Raw genomic sequence first — 17,745 nt, forward strand, 5'->3', positions numbered from 1 at the left:
AGGAATGAAAGGTGAAACTAACAGGTAAACAATCTTGGGTATTTGAGCACAAGCTTTATGTCAATGCAGAAGGAACTGCTGCAGGACCTAAGGAAAAAGAAGGTCCAATTGGACATTTAATTGATAAAACATACGATGAAATGCACTGTGATCAAAAGAACTGGGAAATGGCTGAAAGGAAGCTCATGGATGATGCGATATCAACCGCTTTATCGAAAGCCAATTTGCAAAAAAGCGATATTGATCTGTTGCTGGCTGGAGATTTACTCAACCAGAACGTCACAGCAAACTATGTGGCAAGAGAGCTGAAGATCCCGTTTCTCTGCTTATTTGGAGCATGCTCGACCTCAATGGAATCGGTCGCCATTGCGTCAGCACTCATTGATGGCGGCTTTGCAAATAGAGCCATCGCAGCAACAAGCAGTCACAATGCGACCGCAGAACGCCAATTTCGAAACCCGACCGAATACGGCGGACAAAAGCCAGATACAGCAACAAGTACCGTAACAGGGAGCGGAGCCGTTATTATCAGCCAAGAGCCCTCACAAATTCAAATTACAAGTGCAACGGTAGGCAGGGTCATGGATCTTGGCATTACAGATCCATTTGATATGGGATCGGCCATGGCACCGGCCGCGGCAGACACCATCAAGCAGCATTTAGAAGACTTAGGAAGAACAGTAGATGATTACGATTTGATTTTAACTGGAGATTTATCAGGCATTGGTTCACCGATTTTAAAGGATCTCCTGAAAGAAGAAGGCATCCAGCTTGGGCGAAAACACGATGATTGCGGTTTAATCATCTATACACCCGATCAAAACGTATTCGCTGGAGGCAGCGGCTGTGCTTGTTCAGCTGTTGTGACATTTAGTCATATTTTTCAAGAAATGAAAGCAGGGAATCTGCAAAGAGTACTCGTTGTCGCAACCGGGGCGCTACTCAGCCCAATGATGGTTCAGCAAAAAGAGACCATTCCAACCATTGCGCACGGTGTCGTATTTGAGCGTGCAGGAGGAGAGAGCTAATGGATTATCTTATCGCTTTTGTGGCAGGCGGACTTATTTGTGTCATTGGCCAGCTTTTGCTAGATGTACTCAAACTCACGCCGGCACATGTCATGACTACTTTTGTTGTGGCAGGTACCATTTTAGACGGATTCGGTATTTATGATAAATTTATTGAATTTGCAGGTGCGGGCGCAACCGTACCAATCGTCAGCTTTGGTCATAGCTTGCTTCATGGGGCAATGCACCAGGCAGATGTACATGGATTCATCGGCATCGGTATCGGGATTTTTGAATTAACCTCGGCTGGAATATCAGCTGCGATTTTATTCTCATTTATTATCGCACTGATCTTTAAACCGAAAGGATAACCGAATATGGGGCAAAGACGGAAAATCATTTTAGTGACAGACGGAGATATATATGCTGCCAAAACCATTGAGCTCGCCGCTAAAAACGTCGGCGGACGATGTATTTCCAGCTCAAAAGGAAATCCAAGCAAACGGACAGGACCTGAACTTGTTCAGATGATTTTAAAAACACCGTATGATCCAGTCTTTGTGATGTTTGATGATTCTGGACTGACCGGTGAAGGAACAGGCGAGACGGCGATGAAACATGTAGCACGCCACCCTGAAATCGAAGTCATTGGCGCGATTGCAGTTGCATCTAAGACGCACCAAGCCGAATGGACAAAGGTCCATGTCTCCATTGACCGGGAAGGTGAACTGACAGAATACGGTGTCGACAAACACGGTCTTCCCGAAATGGAGCCCCATAAAATGAGCGGGGATACAGTGTATTGTCTTGACTCCCTCAATCTCCCGTTCGTTGTCGGGATTGGAGATATTGGCAAGATGGGACGGAAAGATGATCTGAGCAAGGGATCTCCAATCACGATGAAAGCAGTGGAATTAATATTAGAAAGGAGTGGCTTCCATGAAGAAAGACAAGGTAAACGTGTACCGAGACCCGAAGAAAAATGAAGATTACTTCAAAGAAAATGTCGGAATGGGTCTCAGCTTTGACCTTGGTGTTCGGAAAATTTATATACACGATCAGGAAATCCAGCTTTACTATGTAAACGGATTGTGTGATACACAGTATGTCATCTACTTATTAAAAGAACTAATCGAAATCAATGACAACGAACCAGAATCAGATGATCTTGCACATGTAGTCGAGAACCGCCTTGTCAATCAGCAGGTCTCCAAGGTAGAAACGCTGGATGAAGCGGTGGATCAAGTGCTGTCCGGGCTTGTAGCAGTTGTTGTAGAAGGTGAAAACTACGCCTTTATCATTGATGTTAGAAGTTATCCTGGCAGAATGCCTGAGGAGCCGGATACAGAAAAGGTTGTCAGGGGAGCAAGAGACGGTTTTGTTGAAAACATTATTGTAAATACAGCGCTTATTCGAAGAAGAGTGCGGGATGAAAAGCTGCGATACAAAATGCTCAAAGTAGGCGAACGTTCCAAAGCCGATGTTTGTGTTTGCTATATTGAAGATATTGCAGACCCAGATCTTGTAGATATTATAGAAAAAGAAGTATCAGGAATTAAGGTCGATGGGCTGACGATGTCTGATAAAACGATTGAAGAATTTATTATTAAGCAAGGATATAATCCCTTTCCGCTAGTGCGTTATACCGAGCGTCCAGATGTCGCCGCTAACCACATATTAGAAGGGCATGTCATCATCATTACGGATACATCCCCTAGTGTCATCATTACACCAACCACTATTTTTCACCACGTTCAGCATGCAGAAGAATATCGCCAGGCACCTGCCGTTGGTACATTCCTAAGATGGGTACGCTTTTTAGGCATTTTATGTTCTACCTTTCTTTTGCCGATTTGGTTTCTTTTTATCCTTGAACCGAATCTTTTGCCTGACAATTTAAGCTATATTGGGTTTAACAAACCTTCTCATATCCCTGTGATTCTCCAAGTGTTCCTTGCTGATTTCGGGGTGGAATTTTTAAGGATGGCAGCAATTCATACGCCAACCGCCTTGTCGACCGCCATGGGACTGATCGCGGCTGTTTTAATTGGACAAATCGCTATTGATGTCGGTTTGTTTACACCAGAGGTCATCTTATACGTTTCACTGGCGGCTATCGGTACCTTTACAACGCCAAGCTATGAACTGAGTGTCGCCAATAAGATTGTCAGGCTCATCATCCTAGCACTAGTGGCGATCTTCAAGCTGAATGGACTCATCATTGGTTTTACGTTATTACTCATTTATTTAACTTCCATTCGTTCATTGCAGACGCCTTATATGTGGCCGTTCCTCCCTTTTAATGGGAAGGCTCTGTGGCAAGTGCTGATTCGGACGTCTGTTCCTGGCTCAAAAGTAAGACCGAGCATCGTTCACCCTCAAAACAGATCAAAAATTCCGCCAAATTCTTAAGGCTCATTGAAAGTGGCTGAAGATTGTGATATTGTATTTTTAACTTTGAGACAAGGCAAAAGGCAGCTCACGCAGCTGCCTTTTTTCAGCCGAAGCGGAGAAAGAGGGAATGACATTGTATTTACACGGCACTTGCAGACAAAATGAACTCGGTCATTTAGAAATCGGTGGTGTTGATGCCGTTTCTTTAGCTGAAACGTATGGGACACCACTTTATGTATATGATGTGGCTTTAATACGGGAGCGCGCAAAAAGCTTTCAAAAAGCATTTATAGAGGAAGAATTAACAGCGCAGGTAGCATACGCGAGTAAAGCATTTTCTTCCATCGCCATGTTTCAGCTTGCTAAAGAAGAAGGATTATCTCTTGATGTTGTCTCAGGCGGTGAGCTTCACACAGCCATTTGCGCTGGATTCCCAGTAGAAAAAATTCATTTCCATGGCAATAATAAAAGCAGAGAAGAATTAAAAATGGCTTTAGAGCATGGGATCGGCTGTATAGTTGTGGATAATTTCTATGAAATGAAGCTCATTGAACAGCTTGGTCAAGAGCTGTCAAAAAAAGTGAAAGTATTGCTCCGCATCACGCCTGGTGTCGAAGCGCATACGCATGATTACATTACGACAGGTCAAGAGGATTCAAAATTTGGCTTTGATCTTCACAATGGACAAGCAGATGAAGCGGTGAAACAAGTGCTTCGTTCAGAAGTGATTGAGCTTTTAGGTGTTCATTGTCATATCGGTTCACAAATTTTTGATACGGCTGGTTTTGTCCTTGCGGCAGATAAAATCTTTTTGAAGCTGGATGAATGGAGAGAATCATTTGGTTTTATTTCTACAGTGTTAAACTTAGGCGGCGGCTTTGGGATTCGTTATACAGAAGAGGATGAACCACTTCCTGCGACAGAATATGTCGAGAAAATAATCCAAGCTGTGAAAAAGAACGTGGCCCGCTATGAGTTTGATATGCCGGAGATTTGGATAGAACCAGGCCGTTCTCTCGTTGGAGATGCAGGGACGACTCTTTATACGATCGGATCATCAAAACACGTACCTGGCATCCGCGATTATGTTGCGGTAGATGGCGGAATGAGTGACAACATTCGTCCGGCTTTATATCAAGCGAAATATGAAGCGGCAAGTGCCAATAAAATGAGTCAAACGCATGATCAAACCGTTTCAATTGCCGGTAAATGCTGTGAAAGCGGAGATATGCTCATTTGGGATATCGATCTGCCAGAGTTATCACAAGGGGATTTATTGGCTGTCTTTTGTACCGGAGCTTACGGCTATAGTATGTCAAACAACTATAACCGCATTCCGCGCCCAGCGGTTGTGTTTGTAGAGGACGGGGAAGCGCAGCTTGTGGTTGAGCGTGAAACCTATGAGGACATTGTCAAACTTGATTTACCGTATCAATCAAAAGTGAAAACATCTAATTAAAAAAGCTGCCTGGGGTACAGGCAGCTTTTTTTCATGGATTATTTTCCTCCAGTGAATACAGAGACGATCGCGTTCCAGATGGAGACAAAGAAATCCCAAATCTTTTGAAGAAGGTTTTTCCCTTCATCTGATTCTATGAATTTTGTAATCTTGTCTTTTGCTTTATCAATTTGAGACCCTACTTGATTCCAATCAATATTGATGTTTTTCATTTTATCAAATAACGAGACAAGCTGATCTTTTTGATCCTGCGTCAGATTTAAGTTCAAATCAGAAGCCGCCTGATCGACTTTTTCTTCTACTTCTTTTGTGGTTTTAGGGACACCGTTTTTTGCAATGTCATCTTTGATTTTTGCAATAAGGGCAGAAGCGTTGTCTTTCCCGATGGAGTCACCCAATTTAGAAGTTGTCACAAGCTCTTCGTTCGCCACCTGCTTCACATCTTCTGGAATGGCTTTGTCGCTTGACACTTCATACGCTTTAAGTAAGCCCGTCAGTGCGGCTGTACCAGATACTTCAAATGGAGCAGTGACGACAACCTTGGCATCCTTGACACCTGCTGTCATTAAAGCATTTAAATACATCTCATCTGTAATGGTCTTGATGTTGTGTGTATCCACAGTCAGACCAGTACCTGATTTCTCAATGGTGATAGATGAAGATGATAATGCTCTCGTCCCGATAGAAGAACGAGGGATATACTTTCCTAAATATTCGTGCTCTTCTTTATTGGTTACTTCAATTTTTGTCGCATTTTCAGGTGGATTCAACTCGTCAAGCACCTTTTGTCGATCAGCTGGTGTTAAGTCTTGCCCGAGTGTGACGATGACATCGCCGACAGCTGCATCCGCTAAGCTGACTTTTGGCGCACCAATTAGGAAAAGGAGCGCTGCCATCATACCAAGCATCATTTTTTTAAACATGTTGACCTCCTTCAAGTCGAAAGCGTTCCTCTTTCAAGAGAAACTCAGCTTTTGAGTACACGTACAGAAATGCACTCCATCATATAGACGTAACAAATTGACTCGACGTTTCAATTTTCTTTTTAAGATGTGTTCCTTTTCCAATAAATGAAGACATGTCATTTCGTCACATATCATTTTATGAGGAAAAAAGAATCAAGCAATCCTATTTTATCAATCATCAGTTAAGAGGTAAATGACAATCGAAGAGCAGGGGATGTTTAACATCACCGAAAATGTGCTATAATGAGCGTTGTTTAACCTGAAAGGAGAATGTGAAAAATGGCGAAAAAAGGATACATACAATTAACGAATGGAAAGAAAATTGAGTTTGAACTTTACCCAGAGGCTGCTCCAGGTACAGTAGCAAACTTTGAAAAATTAGCGAATGAAGGCTTCTACGATGGATTGAAGTTCCACCGCGTGATTCCAGGCTTCGTCAGCCAAGGCGGGGACCCAAACGGCAATGGAACGGGTGGTCCTGGTTACACAATTAAATGTGAAACAGAAGGAAATCCACATCAGCACGAAAGAGGTTCATTATCAATGGCACATGCTGGTAAAGACACAGGCGGCAGCCAATTCTTTATCGTACATGACCCGCAGCCGCACTTAAACGGTGTTCACACTGTTTTTGGCAAGGTAACATCTGGTATCGAGGCTGTACTTGATATGGAGCAAGGCCAAGGCATGGAAAAAGTTGAAGTTGTGGATGCGTAATCCAAAACACCGCTTAATCGCGGTGTTTTTTTTATTTTGTTTCTGAGTCAAATGTGATTTGTTTCGTTAGGCGATAGGTGATGATCCAATACAAAATGGCTAAAGCGCTGATAGAGGCACCAAAAAGACATACTCCGCTCCAGCCATAGGCTGCGTATATGCTGGTTGAAACAATTGAACCGGTCGCACTGCCGATGGAGTAAAAAATCATGTAAGCAGCCGTAAGCCGGCTTCTCGCCTCAGGCCGCACTGTGAAAATCATAGTCTGATTCGTTACGTGTACTGCCTGCACAGATAGGTCAAGAATGATAATGCCAATGACTAAGGCAATAAGTGAATGTTCAGTCAAACTGATGAAAAACCATGAAATGAATAATAGGACAAGGGCTATACCGCTTGTGAACTGTCCAAAACCTCGATCAGCAAGGCTGCCAGCCCGAGCAGCCCCTAATGCTCCGGCTGCTCCAGCAAGACCAAATGCGCCAATAGCAGTATGTGAAAGAGAGTGTGGCGCAGTACTGAGAGGCAGCACGAGTGAAGTCCATAACGTACCAAAGACGATAAAAATCAGAAGAGCTAGAATCCCGCGGATACGCAGGATTCGTTCTTGTATGAACAATACAAACATTGAACGAAGCAGATGAGCATAAGATAATGACTCTCTTTTGCTGTCATCACGCGGGAGCACTCGGAACAATACGCCAGTTAGGATCAGCATGATGACGGCAGAAACAAGATATACAGACCTCCAGCCAGCAAAATCGGTTAATACACCAGCAAAGGTTCGGGCGAGAAGAATACCGATGACGATTCCACTTTGCACCAAGCCGACGATACGGCCGCGCTCTTCTGGAGCAGCCCAACTTGCTGCAAACGCAACGAGTACCTGAGTGACTACAGCGAGCAGTCCGACCAATGCTAATCCTATAAATAGGACGGTGACGATAGGAGCGATGCCGACTAGAATAAGGGCAAGCACAGATAAAAGCATCTGACCAATGATGAGCCGGCGTCGATTCAACAGATCACCAAGTGGTACGATCAGTAGCAGCCCCGCCGCATAACAAAGCTGAGTAATCGTAATGACAATACCGATGGATGAATACGTGATATCGAACTCGGCTGCCAGTGAATCTAGTAACGGTTGTGCGAAGTATATGTTTGCAACAGCCATCCCGCAGGCTGCTGCAAAAAGTAGTGCCATATAGTGAGTCATTTTATCTTTAACCATTCATTGCATCCTCTCCTTTTTATACTAAAAAGAATAATATACTAATCGGTACAAAATGATTCCTGTTAAGGATAACCATCAAAATGTTTTAAAGTCAAGAATTTATTCTGTGTTAATCTTGAAAGAAGAAAGACGGTTTGACAATTTTACCTGAACAAAATACAATCATAATGTACTGATTAGTAATGAAAAGAAAATGATATCCTGATAAATAAAGAAATAGACAATTGTTATCGTGAAAGGATTTTATTGTTGAAAAGAGGAATTGATGATGGTTCGACAGCGTGAGTTTGATGAGGAAAAAGCGTTGAATGATGCAATGATGCTTTTTTGGGAAAAGGGGTATAGAGCTACAACGTTAAGCGATTTGACTGCAAAAATGGGAATACAGCGGCCAAGTTTATACGCAGCCTTTGGAGATAAAGAGGAATTATTTGAGGCTGCATTACGCACATATACAAAGCAGCATGCAGCCCGTATTCGAACAAAACTTCAAAACAATCGATCTGTAAAGGAAGCATTTCATCTATTATTGACAGATGTAGTGGAAGAGGAATATGGAGATGGCCCAAGTAAAGGCTGTTTTTGCATTAATACAATAGTGGAACTTGCTCCACACGAAGAGAAATTTGAAATTTTGACAAGAGAGCATCAGATGTATCTTTCGGTCATTTTTGAAGAAAAGATCGTGCAAGGTATTCGCTCAGGTGAGCTCGAAAGCGGCTTAAATGCTAAAGCCTTAGCACAGACACTGGTCGTTTCTTTCATCGGGCTCACCGTCCTCATGAAGTCACGTCCAGAGCGTTCATTTGTAGATCATTCTATAGCGACGATCCTATCTATTTTAAAATAAAATGGATAACACGCTATGACAGCTTCTGAGAAAAAGCGTATTTTGATCCATTACATCAAAATACGCTTTTTCTTTTAGGGCATCCATGCACAGAATCTTTTTTTATGATATGATAAGAGAACAAACATTCGTATTTGTGGAATGCCAGCACATCCAGCTGCAAATGAAGAAAATAGAAAGAAAGAAGGGGAGACTTTGAAACCACTCACTAAAGAAGAAAAAAATCAAATGATGATGGCCATTCAGCGTTACTTTGCCGAAGAACGAGAAGAAGAGATTGGTGAATTAGCAGCCATTAATATACTAGAATTTATCACAAAAAACCTTGGAAGCTACTATTATAATCAAGGGGTTCGCGACAGCCGCAGCATCGCTGTTCAGCGGTCACAATTGTTAGAGGAAGACTTATTCGCACTCGAAAAAAGAATATAATCGAAAAGCCTGTAGTATCGTGTGGGACGAACTGATAAATAAGAAAAAGACCCCCTTAATAAAGAACGCATATTCGTATCATATGTAATGATTAAGAGGTGGAACCAAAGGGCCATCTGAATCGTTATATAAGTAACCATTAATGAAAATCAGCTTTTTTGGTTTTATTTCAATAAAAGAAGGAATAAAACATACAAATAGGCGAAGTGCAGATGATGGAGGTTCTAAATATGGGGAAAATTAAATTAAAAATTGCAATCTTATTTGTTTTACTGCTTTGTTTAGGCGCAGGTTATTTATACATGAATGGCATGAAAATTGAAGATGTGCCAACAGCCATTGGCGAGAGCTTAACAAATAATGATAAAGATTACACTATCTACGAATATACCATTACGAAAATTGATGGAGATGAATATTACGGTCAAGCAAAGAATGGCACCAAAATCATTTTTAATGGTAAGAAATTTGAAGATGATGTGGCCGATCTGAAAAAAGGCGATCGTATTAAAGCCTACTTTAGTAATGAAAAAAGAATAGATGGACTGATAAAAGTAGTAAAAGTCGTTAATTAACATGTCTCCTTTCCTATAAGGAGGCTTTTTTTTGTGAAGAATCATGATTGTTGCATTTGAAAACAAGTATCGCTATAATAGCTCCTAAGGACAGCTAAATATCGATTGTATCCTTCGGGGCAGGGTGAAAATCCCGACCGACGGTAATAAAGCAAATGCTTTACAGCCCGTGACCCGTTAATTTATTAACGGTTGATTCAGTGAAAAGCTGAAGCCGACAGTGAAAGTCTGGATGGGAGAAGGATAAAGAAAGCTATGAACGAAAAATATTTGTTGATCATAGTCTTATTTCTGATGCAAAAAAACCACAGCCCCGGAATTTTTTCCGGGGCTTTCTGTATGTTTTTGTTGTTAATACACACATGCAGTGTTTATTAGGTGATCCCTCATCTACCTTGTATGGACCATAAAAAGCGACGAAGGTGCTCAATCGATCACATGTCCCTAACATCGCTTTTTTTAAAAGTGAGAAATACAAATGAAAAGAAAGGGAGGATCACATGTTTACGGGGATTATTGAAGAAGTTGGCACCGTTCAGTCATTAAGTAAAAAGTCAGCAGATGCCATGGAAATTGTCATTACATGCAGTCGTGTGCTGGAAGATGTTCACCTCGGAGACAGTATCGCCATTAATGGAGTATGTCTGACAGTCACAAGCTTTACAAAAGGACAGTTCGCGGCAGATGTGATGCCGGAGACGGTCAAATCGACATCACTGGATCAGCTGACAAAAGGCAGTCCAGTGAATTTAGAGCGAGCCATGTCCTCAAATGGACGATTTGGCGGCCATTTTGTCTCAGGCCATGTTGATGGAACGGCTGTCATTACCCGAATAGAAAAGAAGAGTAATGCCATTTACTATGATTTAAAGATGGACAAGACCCTCACAGATATGCTCACCCAAAAGGGTTCGATCGCAATAGATGGTGTCAGCTTGACCATTTTTGACTTGCGAGATTCACAAGTCACAGTCTCTATTATTCCTCATACGCTTGAAGGAACTATTTTCCCGACTAAATCTATGGGGGATATTGTGAATATAGAGTGTGACATGATCGGTAAATACATTTATCGTTTTTTAACAAAAGAGCAAGGCGATAAACAGCCATCTCGATTGACCCCATCATTTCTAAAAGAGCACGGATTCTAGGAGGCGAATGTATGTATCATTCTGTTGATGAGGCAATAAATGCCCTTAAACAAGGAGAAATCATTATCGTAGTGGATGATGAAGACAGAGAAAATGAAGGAGACTTTGTGGCACTTGCTGAGCATGCCACACCTGAAGTGATTAACTTCATGGCTTTACATGGAAGAGGCCTCATTTGTACGCCAGTCGATGCGTCGATCGCCAAACACCTGAATCTGCATCCAATGGTTGAACATAATACAGATGCACACCATACAGCATTTACAGTAAGCATCGACCATGTGACAACGACGACTGGTATCAGTGCTTTTGAGCGCTCCACGACCATGCTGGCCATGTTAAATAAAGACGCAAAACCAGACGAATTTGCCCGTCCAGGCCATGTTTTTCCGCTTATTGCAAAAGAAGGCGGCGTACTAGAAAGACCAGGTCATACAGAGGCGGCGGTTGATCTTGCTAAACTGGCAGGCTCAGAGCCAGCGGGTGTCATATGTGAAATTATGAATGCAGATGGATCAATGGCTCGCGTCCCTGAACTAAAGGAGATCCAAAAACAGCATGATTTAAAGATGCTGACAATAGAAGCATTACAGACATATTTAAACAATAATCAAACAGCGACTATCAAAACAAAATAAAAATCACATTAAAGGATGATCAACATATGAATACAATACAAGGTCATGTAGTAGCAGAAGGACTAAAATTTGCAATCGTTGTAGCGAGATTCAATGATTTTATTACAAGTAAACTGTTAGATGGAGCAGAAGACACATTGCTCAGACACGGAGCAAATGGTGATGATATCGATGTTGTGTGGGTACCAGGCGCTTTTGAAATCCCGTACATGGCAAAAAAATTAGCTGAAACCAAAAAATATGATGCAGTCATCACACTTGGAACCGTGATCAGAGGCGCAACGACTCACTATGATTACGTTTGTAATGAAGCTGCTAAAGGAATTGCTCAAAGTGCAATGTCAACAGGGGTACCGATTATCTTTGGTGTACTGACAACAGAATCGATTGAACAAGCCATTGAAAGAGCTGGTACAAAAGCTGGAAATAAAGGCAGCGAATCGGCTGCAGCTGCTATTGAAATGGCGAATCTTAATCGAACGTTCTCTTAATTTAGTGAAAAAGAGTTTAAAAACGGTATAAAAATGTTTATAATGTGTGATGAGCAAATGAATCATAAGACATTTGCTGGAAATTAGGATAATTTGAATATTGAGGGGTATATATGTTAATTCGTTACAAGAGGTCTTTTGAAAAAATTGCCATGGGACTCCTGTCCTTTATGCCGGGTGAGAAAGACGTCAAACAGCTTCAGCAGACGATGAAGTCATATGAAATGGATGAAGATCGGCAGCTGTTCCTATGGAAAGATGGCGAGGATATTGTAGGTGCTATTGGTGTGTTGAAAACAGACGACCAAGTACAAATCGAACATATTAGTGTGAATCCATCCCATCGTGATCAAGGAATCGGCAAGGAAATGGTTTTAGCCGTGGAAGACATATTTAAAACCAAAACACTCATTCCAAATGAATTAACGCAAGGCTTCTTTCATAAGTGTCACAGCGAATCAAATTAAATATCACACATGTAAAAGCAGAGGCTACAGTCCTCTGCTTTTTTTACGTTCAATCTGCTTTTTTCGCTCCAGCAATACATCTGTCCGGTCACGGAGTCTATGTTTTTCGATTAAAAATGTATGGGATAAGTTGCTTTCCTGTCCAAAGAGCAGTCCTTCTTTTTGGGCCATTTCTTGGCATAAAGATAGAAGTGCTTCATCTTTGATCGGCAGCATCACACTCTCATAGGGCATGTCTTCATCCATCTTCTTTTTCAGCGTTCGCAAAAGCAACAGAAATGCCTCATCATCCAGACCGAGATTCGATAATACTGAACGATTTGCTTCTAACAAGTGAAGACTGTTAGAAATGAGCCGTTTTGCTCCTTTTCCATTTCCCCGTCTTTGATGATACAAGGCAACCGCGAGCTGAATGAGCCCGACCCAATATTCTTTGCGCTGCTCTGGGGGATCTTCCTTCCAATATTCTTCTAGAATTTCATGACACTCAAAATAATCTCTTGTTGTATGAAATTCGTGTAAAAAAGCCACGTACGCTTCAGGATACACAGCGGTCATCTCCTTTTCCACTCTCAGTCTAACATATTGAAAAGAAAAGAAGAAAGAGCGTCCCTTTATTGAAAAGGACGCTCTGTTTCTTTAATAAACCCAAGCCGCGCCAACGATGATCAGCAAGATGAAAAGCACGACAATAAGCGCGAATCCTCCGCCGAAGTTATAGCCATCTCCCATAATGATACGGCCTCCTTTTTCATCAGTTCTGATTACAATGGTATTCTATGTATAAATGCCCTTATTGGTATGGGCGAATCCACTGTTTTTCTTGATTTGCCTAAGGCATCATGGCCGAAATTATATTGGACGAGAGCTTTATCCTGTCTTATACTAAAGGTTAGCCGGTGAAACGGTACTTAGAAGACAGTAGAAATGGTGAGAAAAAGATGCTGGAATATCAGGTGAAAATAGATTCGTTCGAGGGTCCTTTGGACTTGCTTTTACATTTAATTAACCGGTTGGAAATTGATATTTATGATATTCCCGTCGCTAAAATTACGGAGCAGTATTTATTATATGTCCACACGATGAGGGAGCTTGAGCTCGATGTTGCGAGTGAATATTTGGTCATGGCTGCAACCCTCCTGAGTATTAAAAGCAGAATGCTTCTTCCGAAACAAGAGGAAGAGCTGTTTGATGAAGACCTGCTCGAAGAGGAAGAGGATCCTCGAGAAGAGCTGATTGGCAAATTGATTGAATACCGCAAGTATAAAAATGCAGCACAAGAACTAAAGGAACGCGAAGAAGAAAGGCAAAATGCCTTTACAAAACCACCAAGTGATTTAAGCGAATTTGCAAAAGAATCAGAAGCGAAGGACACAAATTTACACGTAACGGTGTATGATATGTTAGGTGCGTTCCAAAAGGTATTAAACCGAAAGAAAATAACGAAACCAGCACCATCAAAGATTACAAGACAAGAAATCCCGATTGAAGACAAAATGAATGAGATTATGAACCATTTAAGAAAAACAAAAAAGCGAACCAATTTCATGACTCTATTTCAACATGATCAAAAGGAACACCTTGTCGTGACGTTTCTTGCTGTTCTCGAATTGATGAAAAGTCATCAAATCATGTTAGAGCAGGAAGGGAACTTTGAAGACATTTATATCATAGGGAGTGAAACGATTCATGACGCTTGATATCGTGAATTGGAAAGCCATCTTAGAAGCGCTGCTGTATGCAGCAGGTGACGAAGGCTTAACAAGAAAACAGCTCATGTCTGTTCTTGAAGTTGATGAGTCGGTATTACTCGACATTATGTCTTCCGTAAAGGAAGAATACCAAAAACAAGAACGAGGGATTGAGCTCATTGAATATGCAGATTCATATATGCTGCTGACGAAAAAAGAATACAGCATGTATTTAAAAAAATTAGTCGAGACACCATCCAAAGGTTTGTCGCAGGCAGCGCTGGAGGTGCTTGCCATTGTTTCTTATAAACAGCCGATTACACGCAGTGAGGTAGAGGAAATCAGAGGAGTCAAATCAGAGCGGGTACTTCATAGCTTAGTAGCCAAAGCGCTGCTCTGTGAAGTAGGACGTGCCGATGGTCCGGGACGAGCGATTCTTTATGGGACAACCCCGACCTTTTTAGAGCAATTTGGCTTAAAAGCCTTAGATGAATTACCGCCGCTTCCAGAGAATGTGGAAGCAGATGGAGTACAAGAAGAGGCCGATCTATTTTTTGAAAACTTCAATCAAACATTTGAAGATATAAAATAGTTCAAAAGAAGGAAAAATGTATGATAAAATATAAAAAAGATTTTAGGTCTAAAATCTTTTGATGACAGATAAAATGGTGACAAAGCCATGAGGGGAAGGTAAACAAGAAACAAATGGCACATATGAATGTAAAGGCTCAAGTTGATCAAGCAGGCGTCTTTTTATCAAAGGTTGCAATTGAAATGAATGTTTTTCTGAACGAAGCCACCTTATCAAGCTTGAAACGATTAAACCCCGAAGCGGAAGCCTATTATTGTGACATATTGAGTACATTACGGAAGCTTGCAGTGTACAGCGAGGATGCAGCAGCAGTTTGCAGGAAAATGGGGCAGCAGCAGACATTTCCGCAGCAAGCCGCACAGCAGATGCTTCACCGTATTTATCATCAATGTATTGAAGAATTTTTCACGCCGAAAAAGGATACATGGTATGAAGACAGCCGTTCGGCCTATACAGGAAAAAGCAGCATTGTTTTTCACCATGAAGTATCCGCTGATATGAAACAATTATTTTCTTCATTAGAAAAAGACTTTTTAGCGATGAGAGAAGAGCTGGAATATACGACTTCTCATCAACAAGTGAAAATGGTATAAGTAATTCGAAGAAGCGCCTCTACATGTAGAGGCGCTTTTTTTTATGGACGAGGCATCATAACTTTTTCAGCTGAGCATACACTTGTACAAAACGGACAAGGACGTGAATGAACATGCCCTATTTAAAAATTGGAACAGCAGTCCTTCTTCTATTTACACTCTTACTGCCTTTTTCCTCACATGCCAAAGCAGACATTTCGTTATCAGTGAGTGCAAGAAGTGCCATTTTAATAGATGGACAGTCAGGCAGAGTCCTATTTGGAAAGGACGAGCACGAAAAAAGAAGAATCGCCAGTATTACAAAAATCATGACGGCTGTATTAGCTATTGAATCAGGAAAAATGAAAGATACCGTCAAAGTATCAAAACGTGCGATTCAAGCGGAGGGCTCATCCATTTATTTAAAGGAAGGGCAGAAGGTGAGCTTAGAAGATTTGACATACGGGCTCATGCTGCGTTCTGGAAATGATGCAGCTGTTGCCATTGCAGAGCATGTTGGCGGCAGCTTAGAAGGCTTTATTTTTATGATGAATCAAAAGGCAGCTGAACTAGGAATGGAGAATACGAATTTTCAAAATCCGCACGGACTCGATGATCATAAAAATCATTATTCATCAGCCTATGACATGGCGATCCTAACAAAATACGCGATGAAACATAAACAATATCAAAAAATTGCTGGTACGACTTTCTATAAAGCAAAAACAATGGAAGGCTATTGGAAAAATAAAAACAAGCTGCTCACCGGTTTATACGAATATTCAACTGGAGGGAAAACAGGATATACAAAACTTGCAAAACGTACACTCGTCTCCACCGCTGCAAAAGGGGATGCTGAGCTGATCGCTGTGACCATTAATGCGCCGGACGACTGGAAGGATCATATCTCTATGTTTGAATATGCATTTGATCACTACAAAACGTATGTGCTTGCTGAAAAAGGAAGACTTGCTTCGTTAAAAGGGAGCTTTTACGAAAAAAAAGCGTTTATCAAGCGTGATGTGGACTATTTTTTAAATGAAGATGAGAAAAAGCTTGTCAAAATCGAAACAGAAATGCTCACCCCTAAAAAGAAATGGAAAAAAAACGCCGAAGCCATCCCAGATGTTGTAGGGAAAATGACGATTTTATTAGATGGACAGGTGATCGAGCAATTACCGATTTTTTATGAAAATAAACGAAACCGCATGCCTCAGAAAAGCTTTCAAGAAATGTTTAAGTCTGTCTTTCAGACATCTATAGGCGGATCTTCATGGTCAATCTAATTTGGGTATTTCTCACTGTCATCGGTCTTGTCTATGCGATGTTTAATGGAACGATGCATGAAGTGAATGAGTCTGTATTTAAGGGCTCAAAAGAGGCGGTTACTATTTCAATTGGTCTGATTAGTGTCCTCGTTTTTTGGCTCGGGCTCATGAAGATTGCCGAAGAGGCAGGGCTGTTAAATTTCTTTAGTAAATTGTGCCGGCCCTTTATTTCAAAGCTATTCCCGGATATTCCGCCTAATCATCCTGCAATGGGGTATATTTTGTCCAATCTCATGGCGAATTTCTTTGGTCTTGGGAATGCCGCTACACCGCTTGGGATTAAGGCGATGGAGCAGATGAAAGCATTAAACGGCGGAAAAAATGAGGCAAGCCGCTCTATGATTACATTTCTAGCGGTCAACACATCCTCTATCACACTTGTGCCAACAACCGTCATTGCTATAAGAATGACCTATGGGGCAGATCAGCCAACAGACATTGTAGGACCAACAATTTTAGCAACACTCATTTCAGGAATCGGTGCAATTATCATCGATCGTTATTTCCACTATCGCAGAAGCAGGCGGGGGTGATCTTGTGGCATTTATTAACTGGCTGTCACTTGCTTTGATTCCACTGATCATCGCAGGGATTTTGATTGCTGGAACCATTAAAAAGGTACCAACATATGAAACATTTGTGGAGGGAGGAAAAGAGGGCATTCAAATTGCCTTTTCCATCATTCCCTATTTAGTCGGCATGCTTGTAGCTATTACGATATTCCGTGCGTCAGGTGCGCTTGATTTTGTTATGGGACTTTTAAAACCAGTCTTTACAGCGATTGGTTTCCCTCCCGAAGTCGTTCCACTTGCGTTTATTCGCCCGATATCAGGAACGGCTGCACTTGGGATGACATCAGACTTGATAGCGACGTATGGTCCAGATTCTTTTATTGGCCAGCTCGCGGCAGTCATGCAAGGGTCAACAGACACCACCCTTTACATTTTGACGGTTTATTTTGGAGCAGTCGGTATTAAAAAGATGGGAGATGCGCTGAAAGTAGGTTTGTTAGCAGATCTCATTGGTGTCATTGCATCTGTGATTATCGTCAGTTTGTTATTTAGCGGCGCCTAATCAGGCGCTTTTTTGTATTTCATGGATGGAAAATCGCTTTTTAGCTGAAATTAGACAGACGAAACGCTTATTTTTCCGCGAATGCTTGTTTGTTTTAGGTCAAGCAAG

General features: G+C 41.5%; 23 protein-coding genes and 1 riboswitch. Of the genes, 19 read left to right on the top strand and 4 right to left on the bottom strand.

Going from position 1 to position 17,745, the window contains the following annotated elements; genetic code table 11:
• Positions 1-11 precede the first annotated feature (11 nt).
• From spoVAD to lysA, 5 genes are all read left to right on the top strand, one after another.
• Complete coding sequence (spoVAD, locus tag AC20OE_RS08290) at positions 12-1,028, top strand: stage V sporulation protein AD (protein WP_039179664.1); 1,017 nt, start codon at positions 12-14, stop codon at positions 1,026-1,028.
• Complete coding sequence (spoVAE, locus tag AC20OE_RS08295) at positions 1,028-1,378, top strand: stage V sporulation protein AE (RefSeq protein ID WP_007501045.1); 351 nt, start codon at positions 1,028-1,030, stop codon at positions 1,376-1,378. Before spoVAD ends, spoVAE begins: the two co-directional genes overlap by 1 nt.
• Before the next feature lie 6 nt (positions 1,379-1,384).
• Complete coding sequence (gene spoVAEA / locus AC20OE_RS08300) at positions 1,385-1,993, top strand: stage V sporulation protein SpoVABEA (RefSeq protein WP_059377131.1); 609 nt, start codon at positions 1,385-1,387, stop codon at positions 1,991-1,993.
• The gene (locus tag AC20OE_RS08305; RefSeq protein ID WP_047204120.1) at positions 1,947-3,419 is read left to right on the top strand and encodes a spore germination protein; all 1,473 of its coding nucleotides are present in this window, start codon (positions 1,947-1,949) and stop codon (positions 3,417-3,419) included. The genes spoVAEA and AC20OE_RS08305 overlap by 47 nt, the downstream gene beginning before the upstream one ends.
• A 115-nt stretch (positions 3,420-3,534) precedes the next feature.
• Positions 3,535-4,860 (top strand): diaminopimelate decarboxylase, encoded by a 1,326-nt coding sequence (gene lysA, locus AC20OE_RS08310; RefSeq protein WP_059377130.1) that lies wholly within the window; start codon positions 3,535-3,537, stop codon positions 4,858-4,860.
• A 38-nt stretch (positions 4,861-4,898) separates the two neighbouring features.
• On the opposite strand, the gene AC20OE_RS08315 is transcribed toward lysA, so the two are convergent.
• Entirely contained in the window at positions 4,899-5,783 is an 885-nt protein-coding gene (locus AC20OE_RS08315; protein WP_024422856.1) for a DUF1002 domain-containing protein, read from the bottom strand.
• 321 nt (positions 5,784-6,104) lie between these two features.
• On the opposite strand from AC20OE_RS08315, the gene AC20OE_RS08320 reads away from it, so the two are divergent.
• Positions 6,105-6,542: a peptidylprolyl isomerase gene (locus AC20OE_RS08320; protein WP_008359679.1), complete on the top strand. Its 438-nt coding sequence runs from the start codon at positions 6,105-6,107 to the stop codon at positions 6,540-6,542.
• A 31-nt stretch (positions 6,543-6,573) separates the two neighbouring features.
• Here the strand turns inward: AC20OE_RS08320 and AC20OE_RS08325 are convergent, their stop codons facing one another.
• Positions 6,574-7,773: an MFS transporter gene (locus AC20OE_RS08325; protein ID WP_059377128.1), complete on the bottom strand. Its 1,200-nt coding sequence runs from the start codon at positions 7,771-7,773 to the stop codon at positions 6,574-6,576.
• A gap of 271 nt (positions 7,774-8,044) precedes the next feature.
• On the opposite strand from AC20OE_RS08325, the gene AC20OE_RS08330 reads away from it, so the two are divergent.
• The 7 genes from AC20OE_RS08330 to AC20OE_RS08360 all read left to right on the top strand — a co-directional run bounded on the left by AC20OE_RS08330 (position 8,045) and on the right by AC20OE_RS08360 (position 12,380).
• Complete coding sequence (locus AC20OE_RS08330) at positions 8,045-8,626, top strand: TetR/AcrR family transcriptional regulator (RefSeq protein WP_059377126.1); 582 nt, start codon at positions 8,045-8,047, stop codon at positions 8,624-8,626.
• A 195-nt stretch (positions 8,627-8,821) separates the two neighbouring features.
• Positions 8,822-9,058: a DUF2164 domain-containing protein gene (locus AC20OE_RS08335; RefSeq protein ID WP_039179646.1), complete on the top strand. Its 237-nt coding sequence runs from the start codon at positions 8,822-8,824 to the stop codon at positions 9,056-9,058.
• Between the two features lie 230 nt (positions 9,059-9,288).
• Positions 9,289-9,633, top strand: a complete 345-nt coding sequence (locus AC20OE_RS08340) for a hypothetical protein (protein WP_008344451.1) — start codon at positions 9,289-9,291, stop codon at positions 9,631-9,633.
• A 106-nt stretch (positions 9,634-9,739) separates the two neighbouring features.
• Positions 9,740-9,881: riboswitch (FMN riboswitch) on the top strand.
• A gap of 252 nt (positions 9,882-10,133) precedes the next feature.
• Positions 10,134-10,784: a riboflavin synthase gene (gene ribE, locus AC20OE_RS08345; RefSeq protein WP_039179642.1), complete on the top strand. Its 651-nt coding sequence runs from the start codon at positions 10,134-10,136 to the stop codon at positions 10,782-10,784.
• An 11-nt stretch (positions 10,785-10,795) separates the two neighbouring features.
• Complete coding sequence (ribB, locus tag AC20OE_RS08350; RefSeq protein WP_099663356.1) at positions 10,796-11,422, top strand: 3,4-dihydroxy-2-butanone-4-phosphate synthase; 627 nt, start codon at positions 10,796-10,798, stop codon at positions 11,420-11,422.
• Between the two features lie 26 nt (positions 11,423-11,448).
• The gene (gene ribH, locus AC20OE_RS08355) at positions 11,449-11,913 is read left to right on the top strand and encodes a 6,7-dimethyl-8-ribityllumazine synthase (protein WP_029706184.1); all 465 of its coding nucleotides are present in this window, start codon (positions 11,449-11,451) and stop codon (positions 11,911-11,913) included.
• Positions 11,914-12,026: 113 nt separating this feature from the next.
• Positions 12,027-12,380 (top strand): GNAT family N-acetyltransferase, encoded by a 354-nt coding sequence (locus AC20OE_RS08360; protein WP_039179637.1) that lies wholly within the window; start codon positions 12,027-12,029, stop codon positions 12,378-12,380.
• 24 nt (positions 12,381-12,404) lie between these two features.
• Here AC20OE_RS08360 and AC20OE_RS08365 read toward each other — a convergent pair whose 3' ends face one another.
• A complete protein-coding gene (locus AC20OE_RS08365) occupies positions 12,405-12,929 on the bottom strand; it encodes a DUF309 domain-containing protein (RefSeq protein WP_058837976.1) in 525 nt (174 codons plus the stop codon).
• Between the two features lie 90 nt (positions 12,930-13,019).
• A complete protein-coding gene (locus AC20OE_RS08370; RefSeq protein ID WP_012010430.1) occupies positions 13,020-13,112 on the bottom strand; it encodes a YjcZ family sporulation protein in 93 nt (30 codons plus the stop codon).
• A 209-nt stretch (positions 13,113-13,321) separates the two neighbouring features.
• Here AC20OE_RS08370 and AC20OE_RS08375 point away from each other — a divergent pair, with 209 nt between their 5' ends.
• From AC20OE_RS08375 to AC20OE_RS08400, 6 genes are all read left to right on the top strand, one after another.
• Complete coding sequence (locus tag AC20OE_RS08375; protein WP_024422848.1) at positions 13,322-14,080, top strand: segregation/condensation protein A; 759 nt, start codon at positions 13,322-13,324, stop codon at positions 14,078-14,080.
• Positions 14,070-14,663, top strand: a complete 594-nt coding sequence (scpB, locus tag AC20OE_RS08380; protein ID WP_024422847.1) for an SMC-Scp complex subunit ScpB — start codon at positions 14,070-14,072, stop codon at positions 14,661-14,663. Before AC20OE_RS08375 ends, scpB begins: the two co-directional genes overlap by 11 nt.
• Before the next feature lie 113 nt (positions 14,664-14,776).
• Positions 14,777-15,256, top strand: a complete 480-nt coding sequence (locus tag AC20OE_RS08385; RefSeq protein ID WP_099663357.1) for a YpuI family protein — start codon at positions 14,777-14,779, stop codon at positions 15,254-15,256.
• 113 nt (positions 15,257-15,369) lie between these two features.
• Positions 15,370-16,521 (top strand): D-alanyl-D-alanine carboxypeptidase family protein, encoded by a 1,152-nt coding sequence (locus AC20OE_RS08390; protein WP_073979659.1) that lies wholly within the window; start codon positions 15,370-15,372, stop codon positions 16,519-16,521.
• Positions 16,509-17,096 carry a nucleoside recognition domain-containing protein gene (locus AC20OE_RS08395; RefSeq protein WP_487268794.1) on the top strand — a complete coding sequence of 196 codons (588 nt, stop codon included), beginning with the start codon at positions 16,509-16,511 and terminating at the stop codon, positions 17,094-17,096. Before AC20OE_RS08390 ends, AC20OE_RS08395 begins: the two co-directional genes overlap by 13 nt.
• Before the next feature lie 4 nt (positions 17,097-17,100).
• Positions 17,101-17,637: a spore maturation protein gene (locus AC20OE_RS08400; RefSeq protein WP_024422843.1), complete on the top strand. Its 537-nt coding sequence runs from the start codon at positions 17,101-17,103 to the stop codon at positions 17,635-17,637.
• Positions 17,638-17,745 lie beyond the last annotated feature (108 nt).

This window comes from Bacillus sp. SRI_025 (assembly GCF_057592095.1).

What these genes read in the sequence shown, in the direction of transcription:
- spoVAE (WP_007501045.1), top strand. Translation starts at nt 1,028, where the DNA reads ATGGATTATCTTATCGCTTTTGTGGCAGGCGGACTTATTTGTGTCATT.
- spoVAEA (WP_059377131.1), top strand. Translation starts at nt 1,385, where the DNA reads ATGGGGCAAAGACGGAAAATCATTTTAGTGACAGACGGAGATATATAT.
- AC20OE_RS08305 (WP_047204120.1), top strand. Translation starts at nt 1,947, where the DNA reads ATGAAGAAAGACAAGGTAAACGTGTACCGAGACCCGAAGAAAAATGAA.
- AC20OE_RS08315 (WP_024422856.1), bottom strand. Translation starts at nt 5,783, where the DNA reads ATGTTTAAAAAAATGATGCTTGGTATGATGGCAGCGCTCCTTTTCCTA.
- AC20OE_RS08320 (WP_008359679.1), top strand. Translation starts at nt 6,105, where the DNA reads ATGGCGAAAAAAGGATACATACAATTAACGAATGGAAAGAAAATTGAG.
- AC20OE_RS08325 (WP_059377128.1), bottom strand. Translation starts at nt 7,773, where the DNA reads ATGGTTAAAGATAAAATGACTCACTATATGGCACTACTTTTTGCAGCA.
- AC20OE_RS08330 (WP_059377126.1), top strand. Translation starts at nt 8,045, where the DNA reads ATGGTTCGACAGCGTGAGTTTGATGAGGAAAAAGCGTTGAATGATGCA.
- AC20OE_RS08340 (WP_008344451.1), top strand. Translation starts at nt 9,289, where the DNA reads ATGGGGAAAATTAAATTAAAAATTGCAATCTTATTTGTTTTACTGCTT.
- ribE (WP_039179642.1), top strand. Translation starts at nt 10,134, where the DNA reads ATGTTTACGGGGATTATTGAAGAAGTTGGCACCGTTCAGTCATTAAGT.
- ribB (WP_099663356.1), top strand. Translation starts at nt 10,796, where the DNA reads ATGTATCATTCTGTTGATGAGGCAATAAATGCCCTTAAACAAGGAGAA.
- ribH (WP_029706184.1), top strand. Translation starts at nt 11,449, where the DNA reads ATGAATACAATACAAGGTCATGTAGTAGCAGAAGGACTAAAATTTGCA.
- AC20OE_RS08360 (WP_039179637.1), top strand. Translation starts at nt 12,027, where the DNA reads ATGTTAATTCGTTACAAGAGGTCTTTTGAAAAAATTGCCATGGGACTC.
- AC20OE_RS08370 (WP_012010430.1), bottom strand. Translation starts at nt 13,112, where the DNA reads ATGGGAGATGGCTATAACTTCGGCGGAGGATTCGCGCTTATTGTCGTG.
- AC20OE_RS08375 (WP_024422848.1), top strand. Translation starts at nt 13,322, where the DNA reads ATGCTGGAATATCAGGTGAAAATAGATTCGTTCGAGGGTCCTTTGGAC.
- scpB (WP_024422847.1), top strand. Translation starts at nt 14,070, where the DNA reads ATGACGCTTGATATCGTGAATTGGAAAGCCATCTTAGAAGCGCTGCTG.
- AC20OE_RS08385 (WP_099663357.1), top strand. Translation starts at nt 14,777, where the DNA reads ATGGCACATATGAATGTAAAGGCTCAAGTTGATCAAGCAGGCGTCTTT.
- AC20OE_RS08390 (WP_073979659.1), top strand. Translation starts at nt 15,370, where the DNA reads ATGCCCTATTTAAAAATTGGAACAGCAGTCCTTCTTCTATTTACACTC.
- AC20OE_RS08395 (WP_487268794.1), top strand. Translation starts at nt 16,509, where the DNA reads ATGGTCAATCTAATTTGGGTATTTCTCACTGTCATCGGTCTTGTCTAT.